Source organism: Edwardsiella sp. A.80236 (assembly GCF_044540725.1).
Classification (GTDB): Bacteria; Pseudomonadota; Gammaproteobacteria; order Enterobacterales; family Enterobacteriaceae; genus Edwardsiella; species Edwardsiella tarda.
Map to the genome: position 1 here is coordinate 93196 of NZ_JBIUCY010000009.1, position 19845 is coordinate 113040.

A 19845-nucleotide genomic window follows, 5' to 3' on the forward strand; every position below is an offset into this window, starting at 1 on the left:
TTAACTAAAGGTTATCAGGTGTGCAGCAATTAGATATGTGGTGAGTTTAAATATCATCGATGGATGTTATTTATTTTTCTATGTTGCGAAGGTGTTTTAATGTTCATTAATTCAAGAAGATTGTATATTGTATTTTCTAATTTATCCGTGTCGTGATCCGCAGTAAACATCGCACGAAGAAGATATAAATATTCGGCATCATCAGGTTTGAATTTATATTCAATTTTTTCACCTTTAGAATTAGAACCGGATAAGTAAAAGTCACTTGTGAAGTCATCTTTGTAAAAATAAACACCAGTAATAAAACCATCACCGAGTCTGTTATATCGTTTTATATCACTTATATCAATGGTGGCTGAGTATATTTCTTTGGCTTTTACATTATTAATCAGTAGTTCTGCCACTTCTATAGCACGAATAACGTCTTGTTCATCTGGGATGTGAAACTCATGCTCGACTTTATTTCTAATGTTTCTTACTTCAGAAATCATGAAGCTTGGAGCAAATCCCAAAGCAGAAAATAATCGCAGACTATAAGGCCGGACATCCTGTTCTTTTTTAGATAGAAAGCATGCGCAAAAATCTAACTCTGATTGACCTATGTTGTCAGGGTTAATAGATAAACTTCGCAATACCATTTCAATTAAGCAATCAATGCTACGCTTTGCATTAGACAATGCATTGATAAGACTTTGAGGGTCCACATTCCTTATATCTTTTTGAGCATATTTTAGATAGTCAAGAGCTGACGCTTTGAATTTAAAATCAAAACTTATATTATCACAGATACCTATGCTCAGATTTGTATAATCAAGCTTTACATGCTCGAAAACTTCTTTAGCTGTTGTTGCGGTTTCTACATTTCTAGTCATGCTTTTAAATATATTGTTCATTAAATAATGTATGGATTTATCTATGGTACTATTCTACTAAACATGAGTCACGTAATTCTGTGTTATTTAATGAATGGATTAATGTTTAGGCTACCATGATAACAAGAAGTTAAAGCATGGACATTTTGAAATGGGCATTCGCTGTGCGAATTTTATGCCCATTTCAAATCACTACGCCCGCAAGCGTGCTCCGCTATTCCCCTTAACTAAATGTTATCAGGAAAGGAACTAAACATATATTTTTGGTGAAAGCAATTTTTATACCACTATTTTTACCACTGCTGTAGTTGGCATTGCTAGGTGCGCAGTAATAGCTAAATTTTTGTTATTCTCACCACAGTAGTTTGTTATATGCGCTCTAAATGGATCGTCGACTTTTAACCCAATTGTCTTTTTTTACAATGATACCAAGCTTATTGACGTCGCTATTTAATCTCATACTCGGTTTATCAAAAGCATCTTCGGGTGTTAACCCATTTCTAAGACGGGTACAAACCGTTGAATAAGTAACCTTCGGTTTGATACGAGCGTATGCGCTACGTATAGATGGGTAATAAACTTGATTAACAGTAACAGACTTCGAATTACCAAACCCTTCGCCATGCCCTTCCAAGGACTTCTTAACTATTATTTGGTAACCATTCTTACCCACCCACTCAAAATCAATAATATTAAATTGACGCACACCAATAGCGTCTTTTCCCCATACGACGTAATAGGGGGTAGCCTCATCGTGTAGAGTAATCTCTTGGAGTTTTTTTCCACCAGACATACCACTAGCACTCCAAAGATCCCAACCACATTGTTCTGAGTAGGAATACATTGAACTCGCAGAAGCTTCAGAGACCGATGCTACTTTTCCTGAAATTACTTTATTACCATCACGAACCGTTGGGTGTGGATAATTAATATATTGCTTTTCCAACCAATCACACACAGCCACATCTATCAGCTTGTGAGTTAAAATTGATATTTGAGGAGAGTTCGACTCAATCCAAGAATAATCAATACCACTACTTTTGCATATAAACAATAGTTTTTGATAAAAATCGGCCGCTTTCATCTTTCCATCTTGCTCCATTACCAATAGAGCATATGGTCTCAAAAAATCAATTAATTCTTTACTCATAATTTCCTTCACTTGAAAACATATAATAGCGTTATTAAGCGGAAACTTTGCGTATAGTAACGCGGCATGCACTCTAAGTCACCAGATGTAACGCTCTGTAGCGTGCTGGGTGGTAATTTTTACTGCGCAAGTAGAGTTAGCTCATGTTTTGGGCGTGCACAAACACATTGCTGTGCGAGCATCGGGTTCCGTGATAACAAGCTGCTCAAGCAGGGAAATTTTGAAATGGGCATTCGCTGCGCACGCAGTCGTGCTACGCAATGCTACTTAGCTAAATGCTATCATGATGCAGTTGCTTGTTTTATATCATTGGACTGACGCAGCCCCTGCCACTAAAGCAGCCCCCGCCTGTTCAGGCTGCACAGTCACACACTTCCCCCACGCCCCACGATGGTACGTACAGGGTCATCGCCATTCATCGCCGCGTCATAAAGCGCTGTTACGCTTTTTGCCCATGACAAATGACAATAGACCCACTCGATAAGGGATAAACGATGATCTATGACCCCATACGGCGACACTTTCTCAAAAGCGCCAGCGTCGCAACCGCCGCCCTCTTTCTTCCGCCAATCCATGCCGAGACGCGCGTCTCACCGCCGCTCAGCGATCGGGTCATGCCCGCCGCGCTACAGCCGATAAGCCTAGCAGAATGTCGTGCGCTAACACCGGAAGAGATGGCCGCGAGCTCACCGCTCATTCAACAGGCGCGGGGCTATTTACAAGACCAGATCGCCACTATCCAGGATCAGGCGTTACAGCAGACGATCGGCGCGCTCTATCGCCAGCCGGTGCCGCTGTCTATCGCCCGCATGAGTAGCGATGAACGCCGCGCCGTTTGGCAGGAGCTCCGCGCGAAAGGCTACACCGACGCCCAGGAGGCAGATTTTCTTCCCCCTCTTCCCCCACAGCGTAACGATGGTGAGGCGTTTTTCAGCGCGCCGGGGAGCGGTTACCAGAGTCATCATGCCTACCCAGGTGGACTCGCGACCCATGTCGCGGCCAATGTCGCGATCACTAACGGGATCATCGCGACCTATACCGATGTCTATGGCTACCAGGTTGAGCGTGACATTGCGCTCGCCGCCCAACTGCTACACGATCTGCATAAACCGTATGTTTTTCAGTGGCAGGCGGATCATGCCAGCCGTCAGGAGCAGACACTGGCAGGCACCGGCGAACATCATATTCTATCCCTTGCCGAGCTGATTTACCGGAAGCTGCCGCCAGAGTTGGTGGTCGCGACGGCCTGCGCGCACCAACCGCCCTCCAATGCCGAGAGTGAGGCGCAAATTGCAGGCTGGCTCGCGGCGGCCGCCATCATTGCGGGCCGCGACCCCGTCGCCTATGGATTAGTCGCCCAGCGAGGCAACGGCCTGACCCTGAAGAATATTGCCCAGCAAGAGGGGTATATTTGCCACCTGGGCGATCATGACTTTGTCCTCTCGGGCCCGGCGGTGAAGCAAACCCTACCGCTCCTGCAACACCTCGCCCGCCAAGACTATGGCATCGCACCGGATGGCGACGCCTTTAATGCGCTACGCAACCGGCTGTATTCGGCGCACAGCGCGATGCGTGTGCATCATGCCTATCTGACCCAAGGCGAGGGCGCGGTCCGGGCATTGATGCACGGCGTCGTGGCCGCGGCATAAGCGCGATCTCTGCGGGATCAAAGGGGCGCCATCGCGCCCCCTATCCGCAGGCCGCGCCGTCGCTCACCACGCTAAGGACCACGCGGCCCGATCGCCGGGCACGGGCGGAGAGGATGTGAGTGAGTGGGTGAACAAACCGGCGCATCGTCTCGGCGATCGCCTCCGGGATCAGCCAAAGGCGGTGTGATGAGCCAGCCAGACCATCAAGGCCAGAGCCGCCGATGCCGACCCGCACCCTCGCAGGCACATCCGGCATCGCGGCTCGTCGCCGTTACTTCAGCAGGCGAACCTTAACCGCCTTGCCCTTGATCTTCCCCTGCTGTAGACGCTTCCACGCCTGGCGGGCGACCGCCTGACGCACGGCGACATAGGCGTGGGTCGGATGGAGATCGATCTTACCGATATCTGCCCCCTCCAGCCCCAGATCGCCAGTCAATGCCCCGAGGATATCGCCTGGACGCATCTTGGCGCGCTTGCCGCCATCGATACATAGGGTCGCCATCGCCGCCGCCAGCGGGACGACGCGTACCCCGCTCGGTAGCGGTTGCCAGTTAAGATTGAGACCCAGCATCTCCTCCAGCACGCTGGCGCGTTGGGCCTCCTCCGGTGCACAGAAGCTAATGGCCAATCCGCTTTCGCCAGCACGGGCGGTACGCCCGATGCGATGCACATGCACCTCGGGATCCCAGGCGAGTTCGTAGTTGATGACCATCTCCAGAGCCTTAATATCCAGCCCTCGCGCCGCCACATCCGTCGCCACCAGCACCCGGCTGCTGCCATTGGCGAAGCGGACCAATGTCTGGTCACGCTCCCGCTGCTCCATATCCCCATGCAAGACCAGCACGCTCTGGCCCGCCTCATTTAATGCATCCCCCACCGCCTGGCAATCTTTCTTGGTATTGCAGAACACCACACAGGAGGCGGGTTGATACTGGCTTAACAGCGTCTGCAACAGGCCGAGCTTCGCGCTACGGGCGACCTCGTAAAAGCGTTGCTCCACGGCGGGCAAGGCATCGACGGTGTCGATCTCGATGCTCAGCGGATCGCGCTGGATACGGCGGCTGATGGCGGCGATCGCCGATGGCCACGTGGCGGAAAACAGCAGCGTCTGGCGCTTTTCCGGCGCCCAGGCGATCACCTCGTCGAGGGCATCGGCGAAGCCCATATCCAACATCCGATCCGCCTCATCCAGGACCAGTGTCTGCAAGGCGGCCAGGCTAACGGTCTCTTTTTGCAGATGGTCGAGCAGTCGGCCCGGCGTGGCGACGATGATGTGCGGCGCGTGGGTCAATGAGTTACGTTGCACGCTGAACGGCAGGCCACCGCACAGCGTCAGCACCTTAATATTCGGTATGCAGCGCGCCAGATTGCGTAAGGCATTCGCCACCTGATCGGCCAGTTCACGGGTCGGGCAGAGTACCAGTGACTGGGTAATAAACTGGCTAGCATCAATATGCTGTAACAGACCGAGCCCAAACGCCGCCGTCTTCCCGCTCCCGGTCTTCGCCTGCGCACGGACATCTTTACCCGCCAGAATCGCTGGCAGGGTCGCCGCCTGTACCGGCGTCATGGTCTGGTAACCCAGCTCCTTGAGGTTATTGAGTTGTTCGGCGGAAAGGGCATTCAGTTCGGCAAAGGAGGTCACAATGATAGTCTCAGCGGGTAGAAAAGCCGCCCGAGCGTTATTGCCCGGACGTCGAGGCGACATAATACCATCCAATCGTCTCGGCGCTGTCGGGATTTTTTCTGGGTGTCACGGCGTATAGCGTACCGCCCTCCTGGGGGCACGTGTCTCGTCCCAACATGGCGGGAGTGGAGCCGACTCGCCTACCTTTAAGCCTCATTTTCCCCGGCGACTTGCTACAGAGCGTAGAATTACAGGTATAATCCTCGACATAACTTAGCGGATTTAGATACCAATATGACCAAACTGACCTTGCAAGAGCAGCTGTTAAAAGCGGGACTGGTGACCAGTAAGAAGATAGCCAAAGTCCAGAGAACGGCAAAAAAATCACGCGTCCAGGCCCGAGAGGCGCGCGAAGCGGTGGAAGAAAAGAAACAGGCGCAACTCGAACGGGACAAGCAGCTCAGCGAACAGCAGAAGCAGGCCACCCTGGCGAAAGAAATTAAAGCCCAGGTGAAGCAACTGATCGAAATGAATAGAATCAGCCTGAAAAAAGGTGATATCGACTTTAACTTTACCGATGGCAACCTCATCAAGAAAATCACCCTCGATAAGTTGACGCACAGCCAGTTGGTCAATGGTCGTCTCGCCATCGCGCGTCTCGCCATCGACACTAACGGCGCCACTGAGTACGCGGTGATCCCGGCGAGCGTCGCCGATAAGATTGCGCAGCGGGACGCCGAGAGCATCGTCTTGCACAGCGCCCTGAGTCAGGAGGCGCAGGATGAGGACGATCCGTACGCCGACTTTAAGGTGCCGGATGATCTGATGTGGTAAACCAGGCGGCCTGCCTCAAGGGAGGATGAGTGGGGATCGCCCGCGCGACCTTTGTCGCGCCGCAGACGACGTGGGTCGGGATGAACGGACGCCAGGTGCATCGGCGCCCACACCCCGACGAGATCATCCCGACCCGATCACCGGTTACGCCTTAGCTATGTGAGATTGCGCCATAACCGCCGCCGGCACGGCTAAGCGCCCATCCCCCGACATCCCGCCGCGAGGCGCGGCTCAAGGTAGGCAACAGGCCGTCGCCGCCTGCCAGAAACGCTCCACCGCCGGGCGACAGCTCTCGCGCCGTTTATACAGCAGGATCGGTAAACAACAACTGAGCTGAGGATGGTCAGGAAAGGCGTTGCAAATCACCCCCTGAGCTAACTCCTGGTGGATCATCGAGAGCGGCAGCCAGGCCAAGCCCCGATCGCGCAGCACCATATGCTTGAGCCCTTCGCTCATGCTGGTCTCGTAGCACTTCGCCAACGCCCTGGGTGCCTGACGACATAGCGGCGCCACCACCCGGCCGATGAAGGAGAAGTCGCTGTAGGCCAGATAAGGCAACGGTTGCGTCGCATCCTGGCGCGCGGCGAGGTTACGCGAGATCACCGGAATCAATGTCTCGTGGGCCAACAGGTGTGCCTGCAACCCCTCCCTCTCGACGGCGTTCGGGCGTGCGCCGTCGATATCGTACACCATCAACAGATCGGCGCTGTTTTCCAGCAGGGTATTAAAGTGATTATCCACCCCCTGCAATCCCGGATTGACCACCACATTGATCCCCGCCAACGCCTCGCCGAGCGCGTCGAGCAGCGCGGGCAACACGTTGACGGCAAAGGTATGTAGGCTGACGATACGTACCGTCTCATCGGACTGAACCGCCAATTGGGCAAAATCGAACTTCACATCGTGGATGCGCGCCAGAATATCCTCGGCGGAGGGGAGAAACTTCTCACCATAGGGGGTCAGCGCGATGGGATTACTACTGCGATCGAACAGCGGCACCCCTAACCAGATCTCTAAGGCCCGAATGCGGCGGCTGAATGCCGGTTGCGTGACATTACGCGCCTTGGCCGCCGCCGAAAAGTTCCCCAGCCGATACAGGCTGAGAAAATCCTCCAACCATTTTACATCCATCGCGACATCCTATGTTCTGACGGCATAACCCCATGCTCAATAAGCAATAGTCACATAAAGCGTGGCGATATTATATTTTATCTCAATAAATTCCTGCGTGGTGCGGCACGAAATCGTACTGCACCACCCTTGCACCACCCTCAGGCGTAGCGCGCCGCAAGTATTTGCCGCTGTGCCCGCGCCGATTGCCTACCATTCCCCACGCGCCGCCCGCCGAGCCCTCATCGGTGACGCACGCATAACGCCACAACCAGGAGAGATGCCCATGTTTACCCTGCTGAAGAATGCCGAAGTCTACCAACCCCGCTATCTGGGGCGTCAAGATGTGCTGCTGTGCGGTGAAAAAATCGTCGCCATCGATACCGCGTTACAGGTGGCCGCCCTACCCGGCCAGTGCGAGGTGATCGACTGTCGGGGCAAGATATTAGCACCCGGTCTCATCGACCAACATGTGCATCTGATCGGGGGCGGAGGCGAAGGTGGCTTCGCCAGCCGCACCCCGGCGGTCTCGCTGTCACGCCTCGTGCGCGCTGGCACCACCTGTGTGGTGGGCGTCCTCGGGACCGATGGGATCTCACGCTCACCCAAGGATCTGTACGCCAAGATGCAGGGGCTGAATCGGGAGGGATTAAGCGCCTATATGCATACCGGCTCCTACGAGCTACCGACGCGGACCATCAGCGGCACAATCCGCGACGACATCGCCTTCATCGAGCGGGTATTGGGCGTGAAGATCGCCCTGGCCGACCACCGTGGCTCCTTCCCCACCAGCCAAGAGTTGCTGCGCATCGTCTCCGATATTCGGGTCGCCGCCCTACTGGCGGGCAAGAAGGGGTTACTACACATTCATCTCGGCGCCTTGCCCGATGCCTTTGCGCAGATCAACGAGCTGCTGGCGCGAGGCCTGCCCATCCATCACATCTCGCCGACCCATGTGGCGCGTACCGAGGCGCTGTTCGCCGACGCCATCGCCTTCGCCCGCGCCGGTGGTCACATCGATGTCACCTCCGGTGGTAGCCGCTTCCTGGAACCGGCCTGTGCGGTGAAGTTGGCACTCGAATCGGGCGTCGCCGCCGACCGGATCACCATCAGCTCCGACGGTAACGGCAGCATGCCGCGCTTCGATGCGCAGGGCAATATGGTGGCGTTGGAGGCGGCACCGCTCGACGGTAACCTATTGCTGTTGCCGCAACTGGTCGATCAGCAGATTCCTCTAGCCCAGGCACTGGCGATGGTCAGCGCCAACGTCGCCGAGGCCCTGGGAATCGATAAAGGCAGGATTTTACCCGGAAAGGATGCAGACCTGTGTCTATTCGACGATAATCTGCGCCCCGAACGCGTCTATGCCCGTGGCCGCTTGATGCTGAAGGGAGAGGAGTATCTGGCCATGGGTAACTTTGAACAAGGAAACTGAGAGAATGAGTCTACTGATCGCGCTGTGCGCCGTGCTATTTGCCGGGCGCCTGATCTTAAAAAACTATAATCCCCAGGCGGTATTATTACTGAGCGGCCTGGTGATGATGGCCATCGCCGTCTTCACCAATGACGCCACCTTTATTAGCAAGTCAACCGGTTGGATCGGCTTCGATCTGCTGGAGTACATTAACCAGCTGTTCCAAAAGATGGGCGGTGGGCTCGGTCTGCAAATCATGCTGATCGGCGGCTTTGCCATGTATATGTCCGCCATCGGCGCCAGCCAGGCGCTGGTGCGCGTGACGGCACGCCCATTGCAGCGCCTCAACTCTCCCTACCTGCTGCTGGGCATCGCCTTTATCCTCGGCCAGACGCTGTCGCTGTTTATCACCAGCGCCACGGGGTTAAGCCTGCTGTTGATGGCGACCCTGTATCCGGTACTGACGCGCCTGGGCTGTAGCCGCGCGGCGGCGGCGGCGGTACTTGCCAGTACCTGTGCCATCGAATTCGGCCCCGGATCCGGCAACTCCATCATGGCGGCGCAAACCTCGGGGGTGGATATCACCGAATACTTTATCCACCAGCAGTTACCCGTCGCCGTGTTGACCATCCTGGTGGTCGCGCTGTTGCACATCCTGGTGCAACGCTACTTCGACCGCCGCGACGGTGCCATGGCCGAAGAGGTTAATCTGGATCAGGAGAAGCTACAGGAGACGCAGAGCGACGCCCCGCTGCACTATGTGTTGCTGCCCATGCTGCCGCTGTTCTTTATGTTGACCTTCAGCAAGTTAGGCGTCGGTACAATCATCATCAACATGAATACCGCCGTGTTGATCAGCGTTGCGCTCTCCATGCTGTGTGAATACCTGCGCTTCCGTGCCGCCAAGCCCGTCATGGCGGGACTCAGTGTGGTCTTTAGCAACATGGGTAAGGTGTTCGCCACCGTGGTGACCTTAATCGTCGCCGGCCAAACCTTCGCCGAGGGGTTGAAGTCGATCGGTGCGGTGCATGACCTGTTGGAACTGGCCAGCAACGCCGGATTCGGTAGTGGCGTGGTGGTGCTGCTGATGGCCCTGTTAACCTTCACTATCGCCGCGCTGATGGGCTCCGGCAACGCCGCCTTCTTCTCATTCGCACCGATGCTGCCAGATATCGCCAAGCGCGTCGGCGGCAGTACCGCCGAGATGATCCTGCCGGTGCAGATCTCCGCCGGTATGGGACGCACCATTTCGCCGATCGCCGGGGTGATCATCGCCGTCGCCGGCATCGCCGGCATCTCACAGGTCGATATCGTACGCCGTACCCTCATCCCGATGCTCGGCGGTTGGTGCTTCATGCTGCTGTTGACCTTCTACCGCTCCGGGCAACTGTTATCGGTACTGCCTTTCATCGCCCTGATCATGATCATCATGATCGCTGCCCTATACGCCATGGCGCGCAAGAAAAATACTAGCCAGCAACACGCCGGCTAATCGCCCCAACGACTCCCACACTCTGGGAGTCGTTTTTTTCGTTTATTTCCCTCACCACTGGTTAATACCTTAATGCCGAGCCTTACGCTTATCGATCAATAAGCTAAGCGATACCACCAATTAATAACTGGTATATTCTCCTTTAAATAAATAAAAAACATTTTTTACCCTATCACTCTAATTAAATAAATTAAGATAGAATAAGAAAATAAACATCTGACGACAGATCGCGCAGCGATCACATTTTCACAAAAAATTAGCATGCTATATATATTGCCCGCATAAAAATAAATGGGCTGCATAATGAACACATCCGAACAAGACGTGAATTCGCTTACCTACCCCGCGTCATCGCTGAAAACGCTGTGGTGGAACATCATGGACAATTGGCGTGTGGGAATTATTCCCTTACCGTTATTTGTTCTCGCTGGTATATTAATTGCTGTAGATTGTCTCAATGATAGTCTACCGAATAATATCGTGGTCATGGTTGCCACGCTGGCCTTCTTCGGTTTTGCCTGTGGTGAATTTGGCAAGCGGCTACCGATCGTTGGCAAAATGGGTGCGGCGGCAATCTGTGCCACCTTTATTCCGTCGGCCATGGTCTATTATGGGGTATTACCTCAGACGGTGGTCACTTCAACCACGCAATTTTTTAAAAGCAGCAATATTCTTTATCTCTATATCTGCTGCATTATCGTCGGCAGCATTATGAGCATGAATCGCAGCACCCTGATCCAAGGGTTTATGCGTATCTTTTTCCCTATGCTCTGCGGTGAGATCGCCGGCATGCTGGTCGGTATGGGCGTCGGTTACGCCTTGGGTCTCGCGCCGTTCCAAACCTTCTTCTTCCTCATCCTGCCCATCATGGCCGGGGGGGTCGGCGAAGGCGCCATCCCGCTCTCTATGGGCTATGCGACCCTACTGCATATGCAACAGGGTGTCGCCTTGGGGCGTATCCTGCCGATCGTCATGCTGGGCAGCCTGACGGCCATCGTGATTGCCGGATCGCTGAACATGCTGGGCAAGCGCTTCCCACACCTGACCGGAGAAGGCGAACTGATGCCGCGTCGCGCAGGGGATAACGCAACACAGATGGCCGCCTTGACCGACACCGGCAGCGATAAGCTCGATATCTCCGCCCTGGCCTCCGGCGCACTACTGGCGGTGCTGCTGTACATGGTCGGGATGCTGGGACACCGCTTAATCGGTCTGCCCGCACCGGTTGGCATGCTGTTCGTCGCCGTCCTGATCAAGTTGGCACACGGCGTCTCGCCGCGCATCATGCAGGGTTCGCAAATCGTCTACCACTTCTTCCGGACTTCGGTCACCTACCCGATCCTGTTCGCCGTCGGGGTCGCCATCACCCCTTGGCAGGAGTTGGTTAACGCCTTCACGCTGGCGAACCTCGCGGTGATCGTCAGCACCGTCGTCACCCTGGTCGCCACCGGCTTTATCGTGGGTAAACGGATCGGGATGCACCCGATCGATGTGGCCATCGTCTCCTGCTGCCAGAGTGGACAAGGCGGTACCGGCGATGTGGCCATCCTGACCGCAGGCAACCGTATGGCACTGATGCCCTTCGCCCAGATCGCGACGCGTATCGGCGGGGCCATTAACGTCTCCCTGGCCCTGCTATTTTTGGGCAAAGTATTACTGTAACCCTACTTCAACCGATTAAGTCATCATTATTATGAAACTCGTTAGTTATCTGTATCGTGGACAACGCAGTTATGGCATCGCGCGAGCGGAAGGCATCATCGACTTGAAGCGACGCCTCGGTCTCTACTATGACGACCTCAAAAGCCTGCTCGGCGCCCAAGCGCTGGAGGAGGCCCGTGTATTCGAGCAGCAGCCGGTCGATATCGACTATATCGAGGTCACCTTCCTGCCGGTGATCGATAATCCCAATAAGATCCTCTGCGTCGGCATGAACTACCCGGATAAGCGCCGCGAGTTCGATCAGCAAGATCCCGCGCCGACGCTATTCGTCAGGTTCGCCGACTCGCAGACCGGGCACATGACCCCACTGCTGAAACCGTTGCAATCGCAACAGTTCGATTACGAAGGGGAATTAGCCGTGGTGATCGGCCGAGGGGGCAGCAACATCTCCCGCGGCCAAGCGCTGGAGCATGTCGCAGGCTACAGCTGCTACATGGATGGCTCGGTACGTGACTGGCAGCATAGCTGGTTCACCGCCGGTAAGAATTGGAGCCGGACCGGCGCCTTCGGCCCGTGGCTGGTGACGGGCGATGAGATCCCCGACCCTCAACAGCTGCGTATCCTTACTCGCTTAAACGGCCATGTGGTGCAAGAGGACAACACCGCCGCGATGATCCATCCCATCGCCCAGCTCGTGGAGTACATCAGCACCTTTACCCTGCTGAGTCCCGGCGATGTGATCATTACCGGTTCACCGGGCGGTGTGGGCAAGAAACGCCATCCTCCCCTGTTTATGCAGCCGGGTGATTGCGTCGAAGTCGAGATCGAACGTGTGGGACATCTCAGTAACCGCATCGTCGAAGGCGTACTCTAACGGCACATCACTGCGCACGGGACACGACCGTGCGCCCCCTCTGACGGCGTATTCTCCCAGTCGGCCTGCGGTCTACTGGGTGCGCCGCATGGCTGTTATCTATTGGAGATCGATTTATGTTGGGTCATAAGTACCATGCTCTTCTATTGACCACCGCCCTACTGTTGGGCGGACACGCCTACGCCAGCGCCCAGGGGGTCTACCTGACCCCGCAAACGGCACCGGATGCGGTCAAGATCCTCCCCCCTCCGCCGAGCTACGACTCTGTCGCCTTTCTCCAAGACCAGGCCGTTTACCAGGCGAAAGATGCCATCTATGGCGCGCAACGTATCGAGCAGGCGGCTAACGACGGCAACTATAAACAGATCCCGGCCCTCTTCTCCCCCGCCTTCGGCATGACGATCAGCGCCAAAACCACACCGGCCATTACGCGGCTGCTCGATAACATCATGGCCGATAGCCATAACCCCACCCTACGCTCCGCCAAAGATCATTACCGGCGTCAGCGCCCATTCGTGTTTAACCATGGGCATACCTGCACTCCCAAATATGATCAGGAGATGGCAAACTCTGGCTCCTATCCCTCCGGCCATGCCACGCTCGGTTGGGCCGTCGCGCTGGTGTTGGCCGAAATCAACCCGGCACGCCAAAACGAATTACTGCAACGCGGCTATCAATTCGGCCAGAGTCGAGTGATCTGCGGCGCCCACTGGCAGAGTGATGTCGATCAGGGACGGTTATTGGGATCCGCCTTCGTCGCGAGCCTGCACGCACAGCCGTCGTTCGAGCGCGATCTGGCCGCCGCCAAGGCGGAGTTCCAACGCCTCGCTCACTGAGCCTTATCCCGTCCACGGACTCCCCATGGCAACGGCAGCGCGCTGGACGCCCCGCCTAACGGCGCATGCAGTTAGGCGGGGGCAAGCCGCTTGCGCCATCCTCACCCACCGTATCAGAAAATATTATCACCCGGCGTGGGTGCCCCCCGCCGCATCCCACGCGGCAGCCTGGCGAGCCGCGTACTCGTGGAGATCATGCTAGCGGACGACGCGGAAGGGCGGTGCCCTCCGTCTCGAGGCGCTTGACGCTGTGCGACGGGGCCGCTCACACAGGCAGGCGCCCCGGTGCGGCGATGACAGCGGGAGGTGTCGTGAACGCGTTGCGCCACACGCGGCCTGTCCCCCTTACCAATCATGGTGCTGGCAGTGCCAGCGAAACTGTTCGATCAACGCCTGCGCCGCCTGCGTCAACGGGCGCTTGCGCGGGTAAATCAATCCATAATGCCCGACCGGCAGATGGAACTGTTCGATCGGTAACGCCGTCAGCACCCCGCCAAAGCGCGCCTCACGCAGACGCGCCCGGGACAAAATGGTCAGGTAGTCACCATTCATCACCAGATTCATTATGCACACCGTAGAATCCGTCAAGATGGGGTAGTGCGGATTATCCGGGTGGTCGAACGGGATAATGCAACGGATATGATGGTAATAGCCCATATCCGTTTCCGGCATCACCCACTTGGCCTGACATAATGCCGCTAACTCACGACAATTCGCTAACGGATGTCCGCGCCTTGCGACAATACAAAATGGCGCATCAAATAACGGTATAGAAATAAAGTCTCCCAGTGGCATTTCATCCGTCAATGTCCCTATGGCAAAATCGAGCCTCCCGTCACGTAAACTGGGTAATAATGTAGAAAGCTGTGCTTCCTTAACATTAATCACGGTCGCTGGAAACCCCTGTTTAAAATCATTCAACACTTTATTTAACACCGTTATTCCGAACAGCGAAGAAATACCTAGGGCGACATGGCCATGGCTATTCTTAGTTATTTGCTCAACTTCCTCCGCCGCCTTTTCTAACTCTTCCAGAATCAAGTGAGCACGAATCGCAAAGGACTTCCCGGCATCCGTCAGAGTCACGCCCTCGTTGCTTCTGATCAACAGCGTCGCGCCCATATGATGCTCTAACTCCTTGAGTGTACGGGTTAAAGCCGGTTGCGACTGATCCATCTTTCGCGCCGCAGCCCGTATGCTCCCGCTGCGGATCACCTCATTAAATACCTTCAATTGTTGTATTTTTGGCAAATAACGCATCGCTCCCCCTATCAGTTTTTTTTATCATCGTAAAACTAATAGCATATTACCCTGCCACCAATTTTCCGTTAAATCTATAAGCATCATACTGACTTTAACCATCATAAAAAAGAGCATCAAACTGGGGAGCGATTTTTATGCTGACAATAATCTTAGGCGTCGCGGTATTAATTGCCACGGTCATTTTATTGATTAAACGCTACGACACCCGCACCACACTAATCGGTGCCGGGATTCTATTATGTATTATTTCCCTCGCGCCGATGAATGCATTCAACGCGTTCACTACACGCATGACCACATCGGGCTTGATCGAGTCTATCTGTAGCAGTATGGGCTTTGCCTATGTGATGAAATTTACCGGCTGCGATATGTGTTTGGTCCGCCTATTAACGCGCGGTCTGAGCAAGCTGGGCTTTCTGCTGGTGCCGACAGCCGTTGCCGTCACCTTCGTCATCTGCATCGCCATCCCCTCTGCCGCCGGCGTCTCGGCGGCGGTGGGGGCTACGCTGATCCCCCTGCTGATCGCCGCTCGCGTCCACCCTGCCATCGCCGGCGGCGCCGTGCTCTCGGGCACGCTGGGCGCCTACCTGAATCCTGGCGTGGCGCATAATGCCTTTATCTCCCATATCTCCAAGACGCCACTGATGGATTTCGTCTTCTATCATGCCCCGACGACCATCATCTGCGCCGTGATCTGCGCCGTCTGCCTGACCCTGGTCGCCTTTGCCAGCCACGGCCTGAACTACCATCCGGATGGTGCAACCCTGCAAGACGGAGCGCGTGAGCAAGAGGAGCCGCTGCGCAACCTGCGTTTTTATCTCCAAACCCTCGCCCCGTTTCTCCCGGTACTCCTGTTGGTGTGCTCCAGCCTGGGCTGGCTCGGCAGTAGCAAAATGGGGGTGCCCGCGGCGATGATCATCGGCTCTCTGTACGCGTTACTCATCACCCGCGTGAGCCCCAGCGCACTGACCAAAAGTTTCTTCGACGGTATGGGCGCCTCCTACGCCAACATCCTCGGCATCATCATCGCCGCGGCCGTCTTCATCGAGGGGCTCAACGCCGTCGGCTTAATCAAGGCGTTCATCCAACTGCTGACCGACTCGCCGGAGTTCGCCCGCTGGGGCGGCACCCTCGGCCCCTTTCTGATGGGGCTGATCACCGGTACCGGCGACGCCACCGCCTTTGCCTTTAACGAAGCCGTCACCCCGCACGCCGGTGATTTTGGCTATCAGGTCAATAATCTGGGGGCTGGCGTCATGCTCGCCTCGGCTCTCGGCCGTAATATGTCGCCGCTCGCCGGAGCCGCCATCGTCTGCGCCGGGCTGGCGGGTGTCAGTCCGGTCGATATCGCCAAGCGCACCGCGCCAGGCGCCATCGTCGCCGTGTTGTACGTCGCGCTATTTTTTCTTTAATGCTATAGGGAGATCATGATGATCCTTTCCGATACGGAGCAGCTACGCCAATGGCGTCGGATGTTCCACCAGCTTCCCGAGCCCGGCTGGAGCGAATTCATTACCACCGCCCGTTTGATCGAGATGTTACGCGCCATGGGCTACCGCGTATTACCGGGCGCGGCATTTCTCTCCCGTGAGCATATCCAGGGACGTAACGAGGAGGAGGTGGCCCAAGGCCTAGCGCGCGCGCGGGCCTTCCCGGTCGAGGCGGCACTGCTGGCCGAGATGGCGGCATTAACCGGCTGCGTCGCCCTACTGGAAACGGGCCGTCCGGGGCCAACCATTGCCCTGCGCTTCGACATCGACTGCGTCGCCGTCCATGAAAGCGAGGCACCGCAACATCGGCCACAGGCGGCCGGCTTCGCCTCGCGCCATCCCGGCTGCATGCATGCCTGCGGGCATGACGGCCACATGACCATCGGGCTCGGCGTCGCCCAGACACTGTATGCATTACGCGATCGCCTCTGCGGCACGGTGAAGCTGCTGTTTCAACCGGCGGAGGAAGGGGTGCGCGGCGCCAAACCGGTCGCGGAAGGGGGGATCCTAGACGATGTTGACTATTTCCTCTCGGCCCATATCGGCATGGGTGTTCCCAGCGGCGAGATCGTCGTCGATCCACGCGATTTTCTCTGCACCACCAAGTTGGATCTGCGGTTCTTCGGCGCCCCGGCGCATGCCGGTATGATGCCTCAGGGGGGAGCCAACGCCTTGGCGGGCGCTTGCCACTGCGTGACCCAACTCCTGGCGATCCCTCGACACAGCGCGGGGATGTCACGCATCAACATCGGTACGCTACGTGCCGGCGAAGGGCGTAACGTGATCCCCGCCTATGCCGAGATGCAGTTAGAGGTTCGTGGGGAGAACCGCGCCATCAATGATTATATGCAGCAACAGGTCCTGCGTATCGCCGAGGGCATCGCACAGAGCTTCGCGCTACGGGTCGAACATCAGGTAATGGGCAGCGCCGTCGATCTCCACAACGATGCGACGCTGATGACGCTGGTAGCGGATATCGCCAGCCAGCAGCTGGATCTGCGCATCGGAGAGGCCAGCTTTGGCGGCAGCGAGGATGCCACGCTGCTGGTGGAGCGAGTACAGGCGCACGGTGGCCAGGCGGCCTATATCGTACTGGGCGCCGATCTGACGGCGGGCCACCATCAGTCCGCCTTCGATTTTGACGAGGCCGTGCTGGGCCAGGGCGTTGCTCTCTTTAGCGCCTGTGTCGAGCGCCTCTGCCAGCGCTAACCCCCCCAGATCGCCCGGCTCATCACACCATATGGCTGGCCGGGCGTTAGCCACTCAGCGTCGCGGCGGGGTCGCCTCATCCGAGGCGCCCTTGCCGTCATAGGGGCCATGAAAATAGTCCACCGGTGCGTACAGGGTATCGGCCAATAAGGAGAAGGGAAGATCGATAAAGGCGCGACTGCGCGTCAAAAAATCGTAGTCATAATTCCCGGATCCGCTGACGCGCGCCATGTCGTTGCGCACGCCGGGGTAATAGGTGTGACCATCCTGCATGGTGGTTCGTCCCATAATGCTGCCGCATCCCGCCAACAACACCGTGACACCGCCGATCAATGCGGCCCTCAACAGTCGCTGTTTCATGTTTATCTCCCTGAAATGTCGCTAAGCATCGATGATAATCAAGATCGTCCCAACGACCTAGCGGCGCGCATCCTGCGTGCCGATTTTTTTGCCGCGGCTCACTGTTGCGCGTCGCGCCGGCGTCTCTTATACCAACGGAGGAGTAGCAACGCCAGCGCCAAGCCAAGCAGTAGCGCGCCGCCAGCCCATAGACGCTGATGCGGATCAGCGAATAGGCGCAACAATAACTCGCTCGCCCCATAACCGAGAGTGACGATAGTCAACGCCCAAAGGATAGCCCCCAGTACGTTAAAGAGAATGAATTTGGCCGGGCGGACGCCCGAAGAGCCGATGATGATCGGACCGATGGTGCGAAACCCATAGGCGAAGCGCATGCCGAGGATCAACCAGCTCTCATTACGCCGGATCTTCGCCTGGACATAGCTGATCTTGGCCTGTTGGCCGGGAAAGCGCCGCAGGATCGGCGTGCCAAAGTAGCGCCCGACGAAATAGAGCGTGGTATCTCCCAAGGTCGCGCCGAGAATGGTCAACAGCACTACCCAGGGATAGAAGAGTAGATGTTTATGCGCCGCCGCCCCGGCCAGAAAGGCGATGGTTTCGCCTTCGATAATGCTGCCAATCACCACGGCTACATAGCCGTATTCACTTATCCAGCGTACTGCATCGATCATGGTTCATCCTTAGTACTGCGCAGGGCGCCTATCATACCGAAAAAACGTCCGGCGTCACGCCGACGCATCCGATGGGCCATACTTAAATCTTGGCTGAATAGAAATACAAATAATCACAAAAACTGTTATGGGATATCTTTTTTTTTGATAATGTCAGCGCGGCGGTATTCCGCCCCGCCCGCAGCCAGTATGCGCGCAGTCATTCAAAGGAGGGTGCCATCCATGAAGTCTCATATTAAAACCAGCCACCACAATACCCGCCACAGCGAATATCAGCTGATCCTGCCGCTGATCGCGCTGGGGGTGCTGGCGGTGACGCAGCCCACCACGCTGGGTGCCCTGGCCGCGATCAACCTACTGGCGCTGATCGCGATCCTCGCCAGCGCCTTCAGCGTGGTGCGTCACGCGGATGTCCTAGCCCACCGCCTCGGCGAGCCCTATGGCTCGCTGATCCTGACCCTGTCAGTGGTGATCCTGGAGGTCAGCCTGATTTCGGCCCTGATGGTGAGCGGCAAAGCCGCGCCGGAGTTGATGCGCGATACGCTCTACTCCATCGTGATGATCGTCAGCGGCGGGCTGGTCGGTTTTTCCCTGCTGCTCGGCGGCCATAAGTTCGCCACTCAGTATGTCAATCTGGGCGGGATCAAGCAGTATCTGATCGCACTGATCCCGCTGGCGATCATTGTGCTGGTGCTACCGATGACCCTGCCCGGCGATAACTTTACTCACGGTCAGTCGCTGGTAGTCGCGCTGTTATCGGCCGCCATGTACGGCGTATTTCTGCTGATCCAGACCCGCACCCATCAAAGCCTGTTCGTCTACGAGCATGAGGATGAAGGCGACGATCCCAGCGATCCGCACCACGGTAAGCCCTCATCCCACCGTAATCTGTGGCACGCCGCTTGGCTGGTCGCCTACCTTATCGCCGTTATCGCGGTCACCAAGCTGAACGCCCTGCCGTTGGAAGGGCTGCTCGGCGCCTTGAACGCGCCGCAGCAGATGACCGGTTTTCTGGTCGCGCTGCTGATCCTCTCCCCTGAGGGGCTAGGTGCCCTGAAGGCGGTGCTGGCCAATCAGGTGCAGCGCGCCATGAATCTGTTTTTTGGCTCGGTGCTGGCGACCCTGTCGCTGACGGTGCCGACGGTAACACTGATCGCCCTGCTGACCGATCAGCCGCTGCTGTTTGGGCTGGGTGAGCCGCAGATGGTGGTGATGCTGGCCACCCTGATGCTGTGCCAGGTCTCGTTTAACACCGGCCGCACCAATGTGCTCAACGGCGCGGCGCATCTGGCATTGTTCGTCGCCTACCTGATGACCCTGTTCCTGTAGCTG

17 protein-coding genes are annotated in these 19845 nt (G+C 56.3%); 10 read left to right on the plus strand and 7 right to left on the minus strand.

Going from position 1 to position 19845, the window contains the following annotated elements; genetic code table 11:
* Nucleotides 1-53 precede the first annotated feature (53 nt).
* Both ACEQFP_RS09600 and ACEQFP_RS09605 read right to left on the minus strand, forming a co-directional pair.
* A complete protein-coding gene (locus ACEQFP_RS09600; protein WP_396464257.1) occupies nucleotides 54-893 on the minus strand; it encodes a hypothetical protein in 840 nt (279 codons plus the stop codon).
* Nucleotides 894-1251: 358 nt separating this feature from the next.
* Nucleotides 1252-2022, minus strand: coding sequence for a hypothetical protein (locus ACEQFP_RS09605; protein ID WP_396464259.1), 771 nt, complete (start codon nucleotides 2020-2022; stop codon nucleotides 1252-1254).
* Nucleotides 2023-2516: 494 nt separating this feature from the next.
* Between ACEQFP_RS09605 and ACEQFP_RS09610 the strand changes: the two genes are divergently transcribed.
* The gene (locus ACEQFP_RS09610) at nucleotides 2517-3671 is read left to right on the plus strand and encodes a Tat pathway signal sequence (protein ID WP_396464260.1); all 1155 of its coding nucleotides are present in this window, start codon (nucleotides 2517-2519) and stop codon (nucleotides 3669-3671) included.
* A 271-nt stretch (nucleotides 3672-3942) separates the two neighbouring features.
* Here the strand turns inward: ACEQFP_RS09610 and dbpA are convergent, their stop codons facing one another.
* Nucleotides 3943-5316 (minus strand): ATP-dependent RNA helicase DbpA, encoded by a 1374-nt coding sequence (gene dbpA, locus ACEQFP_RS09615; protein ID WP_396464279.1) that lies wholly within the window; start codon nucleotides 5314-5316, stop codon nucleotides 3943-3945.
* 276 nt (nucleotides 5317-5592) lie between these two features.
* On the opposite strand from dbpA, the gene ACEQFP_RS09620 reads away from it, so the two are divergent.
* On the plus strand, nucleotides 5593-6132 hold the full coding sequence (locus ACEQFP_RS09620) for a DUF2058 domain-containing protein (RefSeq protein WP_396464261.1): 540 nt from the start codon (nucleotides 5593-5595) through the stop codon (nucleotides 6130-6132).
* Nucleotides 6133-6363: 231 nt separating this feature from the next.
* Here the strand turns inward: ACEQFP_RS09620 and ACEQFP_RS09625 are convergent, their stop codons facing one another.
* A complete protein-coding gene (locus ACEQFP_RS09625; RefSeq protein WP_005284701.1) occupies nucleotides 6364-7263 on the minus strand; it encodes a LysR family transcriptional regulator in 900 nt (299 codons plus the stop codon).
* Nucleotides 7264-7528: 265 nt separating this feature from the next.
* On the opposite strand from ACEQFP_RS09625, the gene iadA reads away from it, so the two are divergent.
* The 5 genes from iadA (at nucleotide 7529) to ACEQFP_RS09650 (ending at nucleotide 13520) form a co-directional block, all read left to right on the plus strand.
* Nucleotides 7529-8677 (plus strand): beta-aspartyl-peptidase, encoded by a 1149-nt coding sequence (gene iadA / locus ACEQFP_RS09630; protein ID WP_097363971.1) that lies wholly within the window; start codon nucleotides 7529-7531, stop codon nucleotides 8675-8677.
* 4 nt (nucleotides 8678-8681) lie between these two features.
* Nucleotides 8682-10148, plus strand: coding sequence for a C4-dicarboxylate transporter DcuC (gene dcuC / locus ACEQFP_RS09635; protein ID WP_005284692.1), 1467 nt, complete (start codon nucleotides 8682-8684; stop codon nucleotides 10146-10148).
* Between the two features lie 303 nt (nucleotides 10149-10451).
* A complete protein-coding gene (locus ACEQFP_RS09640) occupies nucleotides 10452-11810 on the plus strand; it encodes a 2-hydroxycarboxylate transporter family protein (RefSeq protein WP_005293044.1) in 1359 nt (452 codons plus the stop codon).
* A 31-nt stretch (nucleotides 11811-11841) separates the two neighbouring features.
* Nucleotides 11842-12684, plus strand: coding sequence for a fumarylacetoacetate hydrolase family protein (locus tag ACEQFP_RS09645; RefSeq protein ID WP_109728444.1), 843 nt, complete (start codon nucleotides 11842-11844; stop codon nucleotides 12682-12684).
* Nucleotides 12685-12800: 116 nt separating this feature from the next.
* Entirely contained in the window at nucleotides 12801-13520 is a 720-nt protein-coding gene (locus ACEQFP_RS09650; RefSeq protein ID WP_396464264.1) for a phosphatase PAP2 family protein, read from the plus strand.
* A 345-nt stretch (nucleotides 13521-13865) separates the two neighbouring features.
* Here ACEQFP_RS09650 and ACEQFP_RS09655 read toward each other — a convergent pair whose 3' ends face one another.
* Entirely contained in the window at nucleotides 13866-14780 is a 915-nt protein-coding gene (locus tag ACEQFP_RS09655) for a LysR substrate-binding domain-containing protein (protein WP_005284674.1), read from the minus strand.
* A gap of 137 nt (nucleotides 14781-14917) precedes the next feature.
* On the opposite strand from ACEQFP_RS09655, the gene dcuC (ACEQFP_RS09660) reads away from it, so the two are divergent.
* Both dcuC (ACEQFP_RS09660) and ACEQFP_RS09665 read left to right on the plus strand, forming a co-directional pair.
* Nucleotides 14918-16195 (plus strand): C4-dicarboxylate transporter DcuC, encoded by a 1278-nt coding sequence (gene dcuC, locus ACEQFP_RS09660; protein ID WP_005284671.1) that lies wholly within the window; start codon nucleotides 14918-14920, stop codon nucleotides 16193-16195.
* A gap of 18 nt (nucleotides 16196-16213) precedes the next feature.
* A complete protein-coding gene (locus ACEQFP_RS09665; RefSeq protein WP_396464281.1) occupies nucleotides 16214-17482 on the plus strand; it encodes a M20 family metallo-hydrolase in 1269 nt (422 codons plus the stop codon).
* Between the two features lie 54 nt (nucleotides 17483-17536).
* Here the strand turns inward: ACEQFP_RS09665 and ACEQFP_RS09670 are convergent, their stop codons facing one another.
* Entirely contained in the window at nucleotides 17537-17842 is a 306-nt protein-coding gene (locus ACEQFP_RS09670) for a YceK/YidQ family lipoprotein (RefSeq protein ID WP_370548949.1), read from the minus strand.
* 98 nt (nucleotides 17843-17940) lie between these two features.
* Complete coding sequence (locus ACEQFP_RS09675; protein ID WP_370548950.1) at nucleotides 17941-18513, minus strand: DedA family protein; 573 nt, start codon at nucleotides 18511-18513, stop codon at nucleotides 17941-17943.
* Nucleotides 18514-18735: 222 nt separating this feature from the next.
* Between ACEQFP_RS09675 and chaA the strand changes: the two genes are divergently transcribed.
* A complete protein-coding gene (chaA, locus tag ACEQFP_RS09680; protein WP_370545875.1) occupies nucleotides 18736-19842 on the plus strand; it encodes a sodium-potassium/proton antiporter ChaA in 1107 nt (368 codons plus the stop codon).
* The last annotated feature ends 3 nt before the right edge of the window (nucleotides 19843-19845 follow it).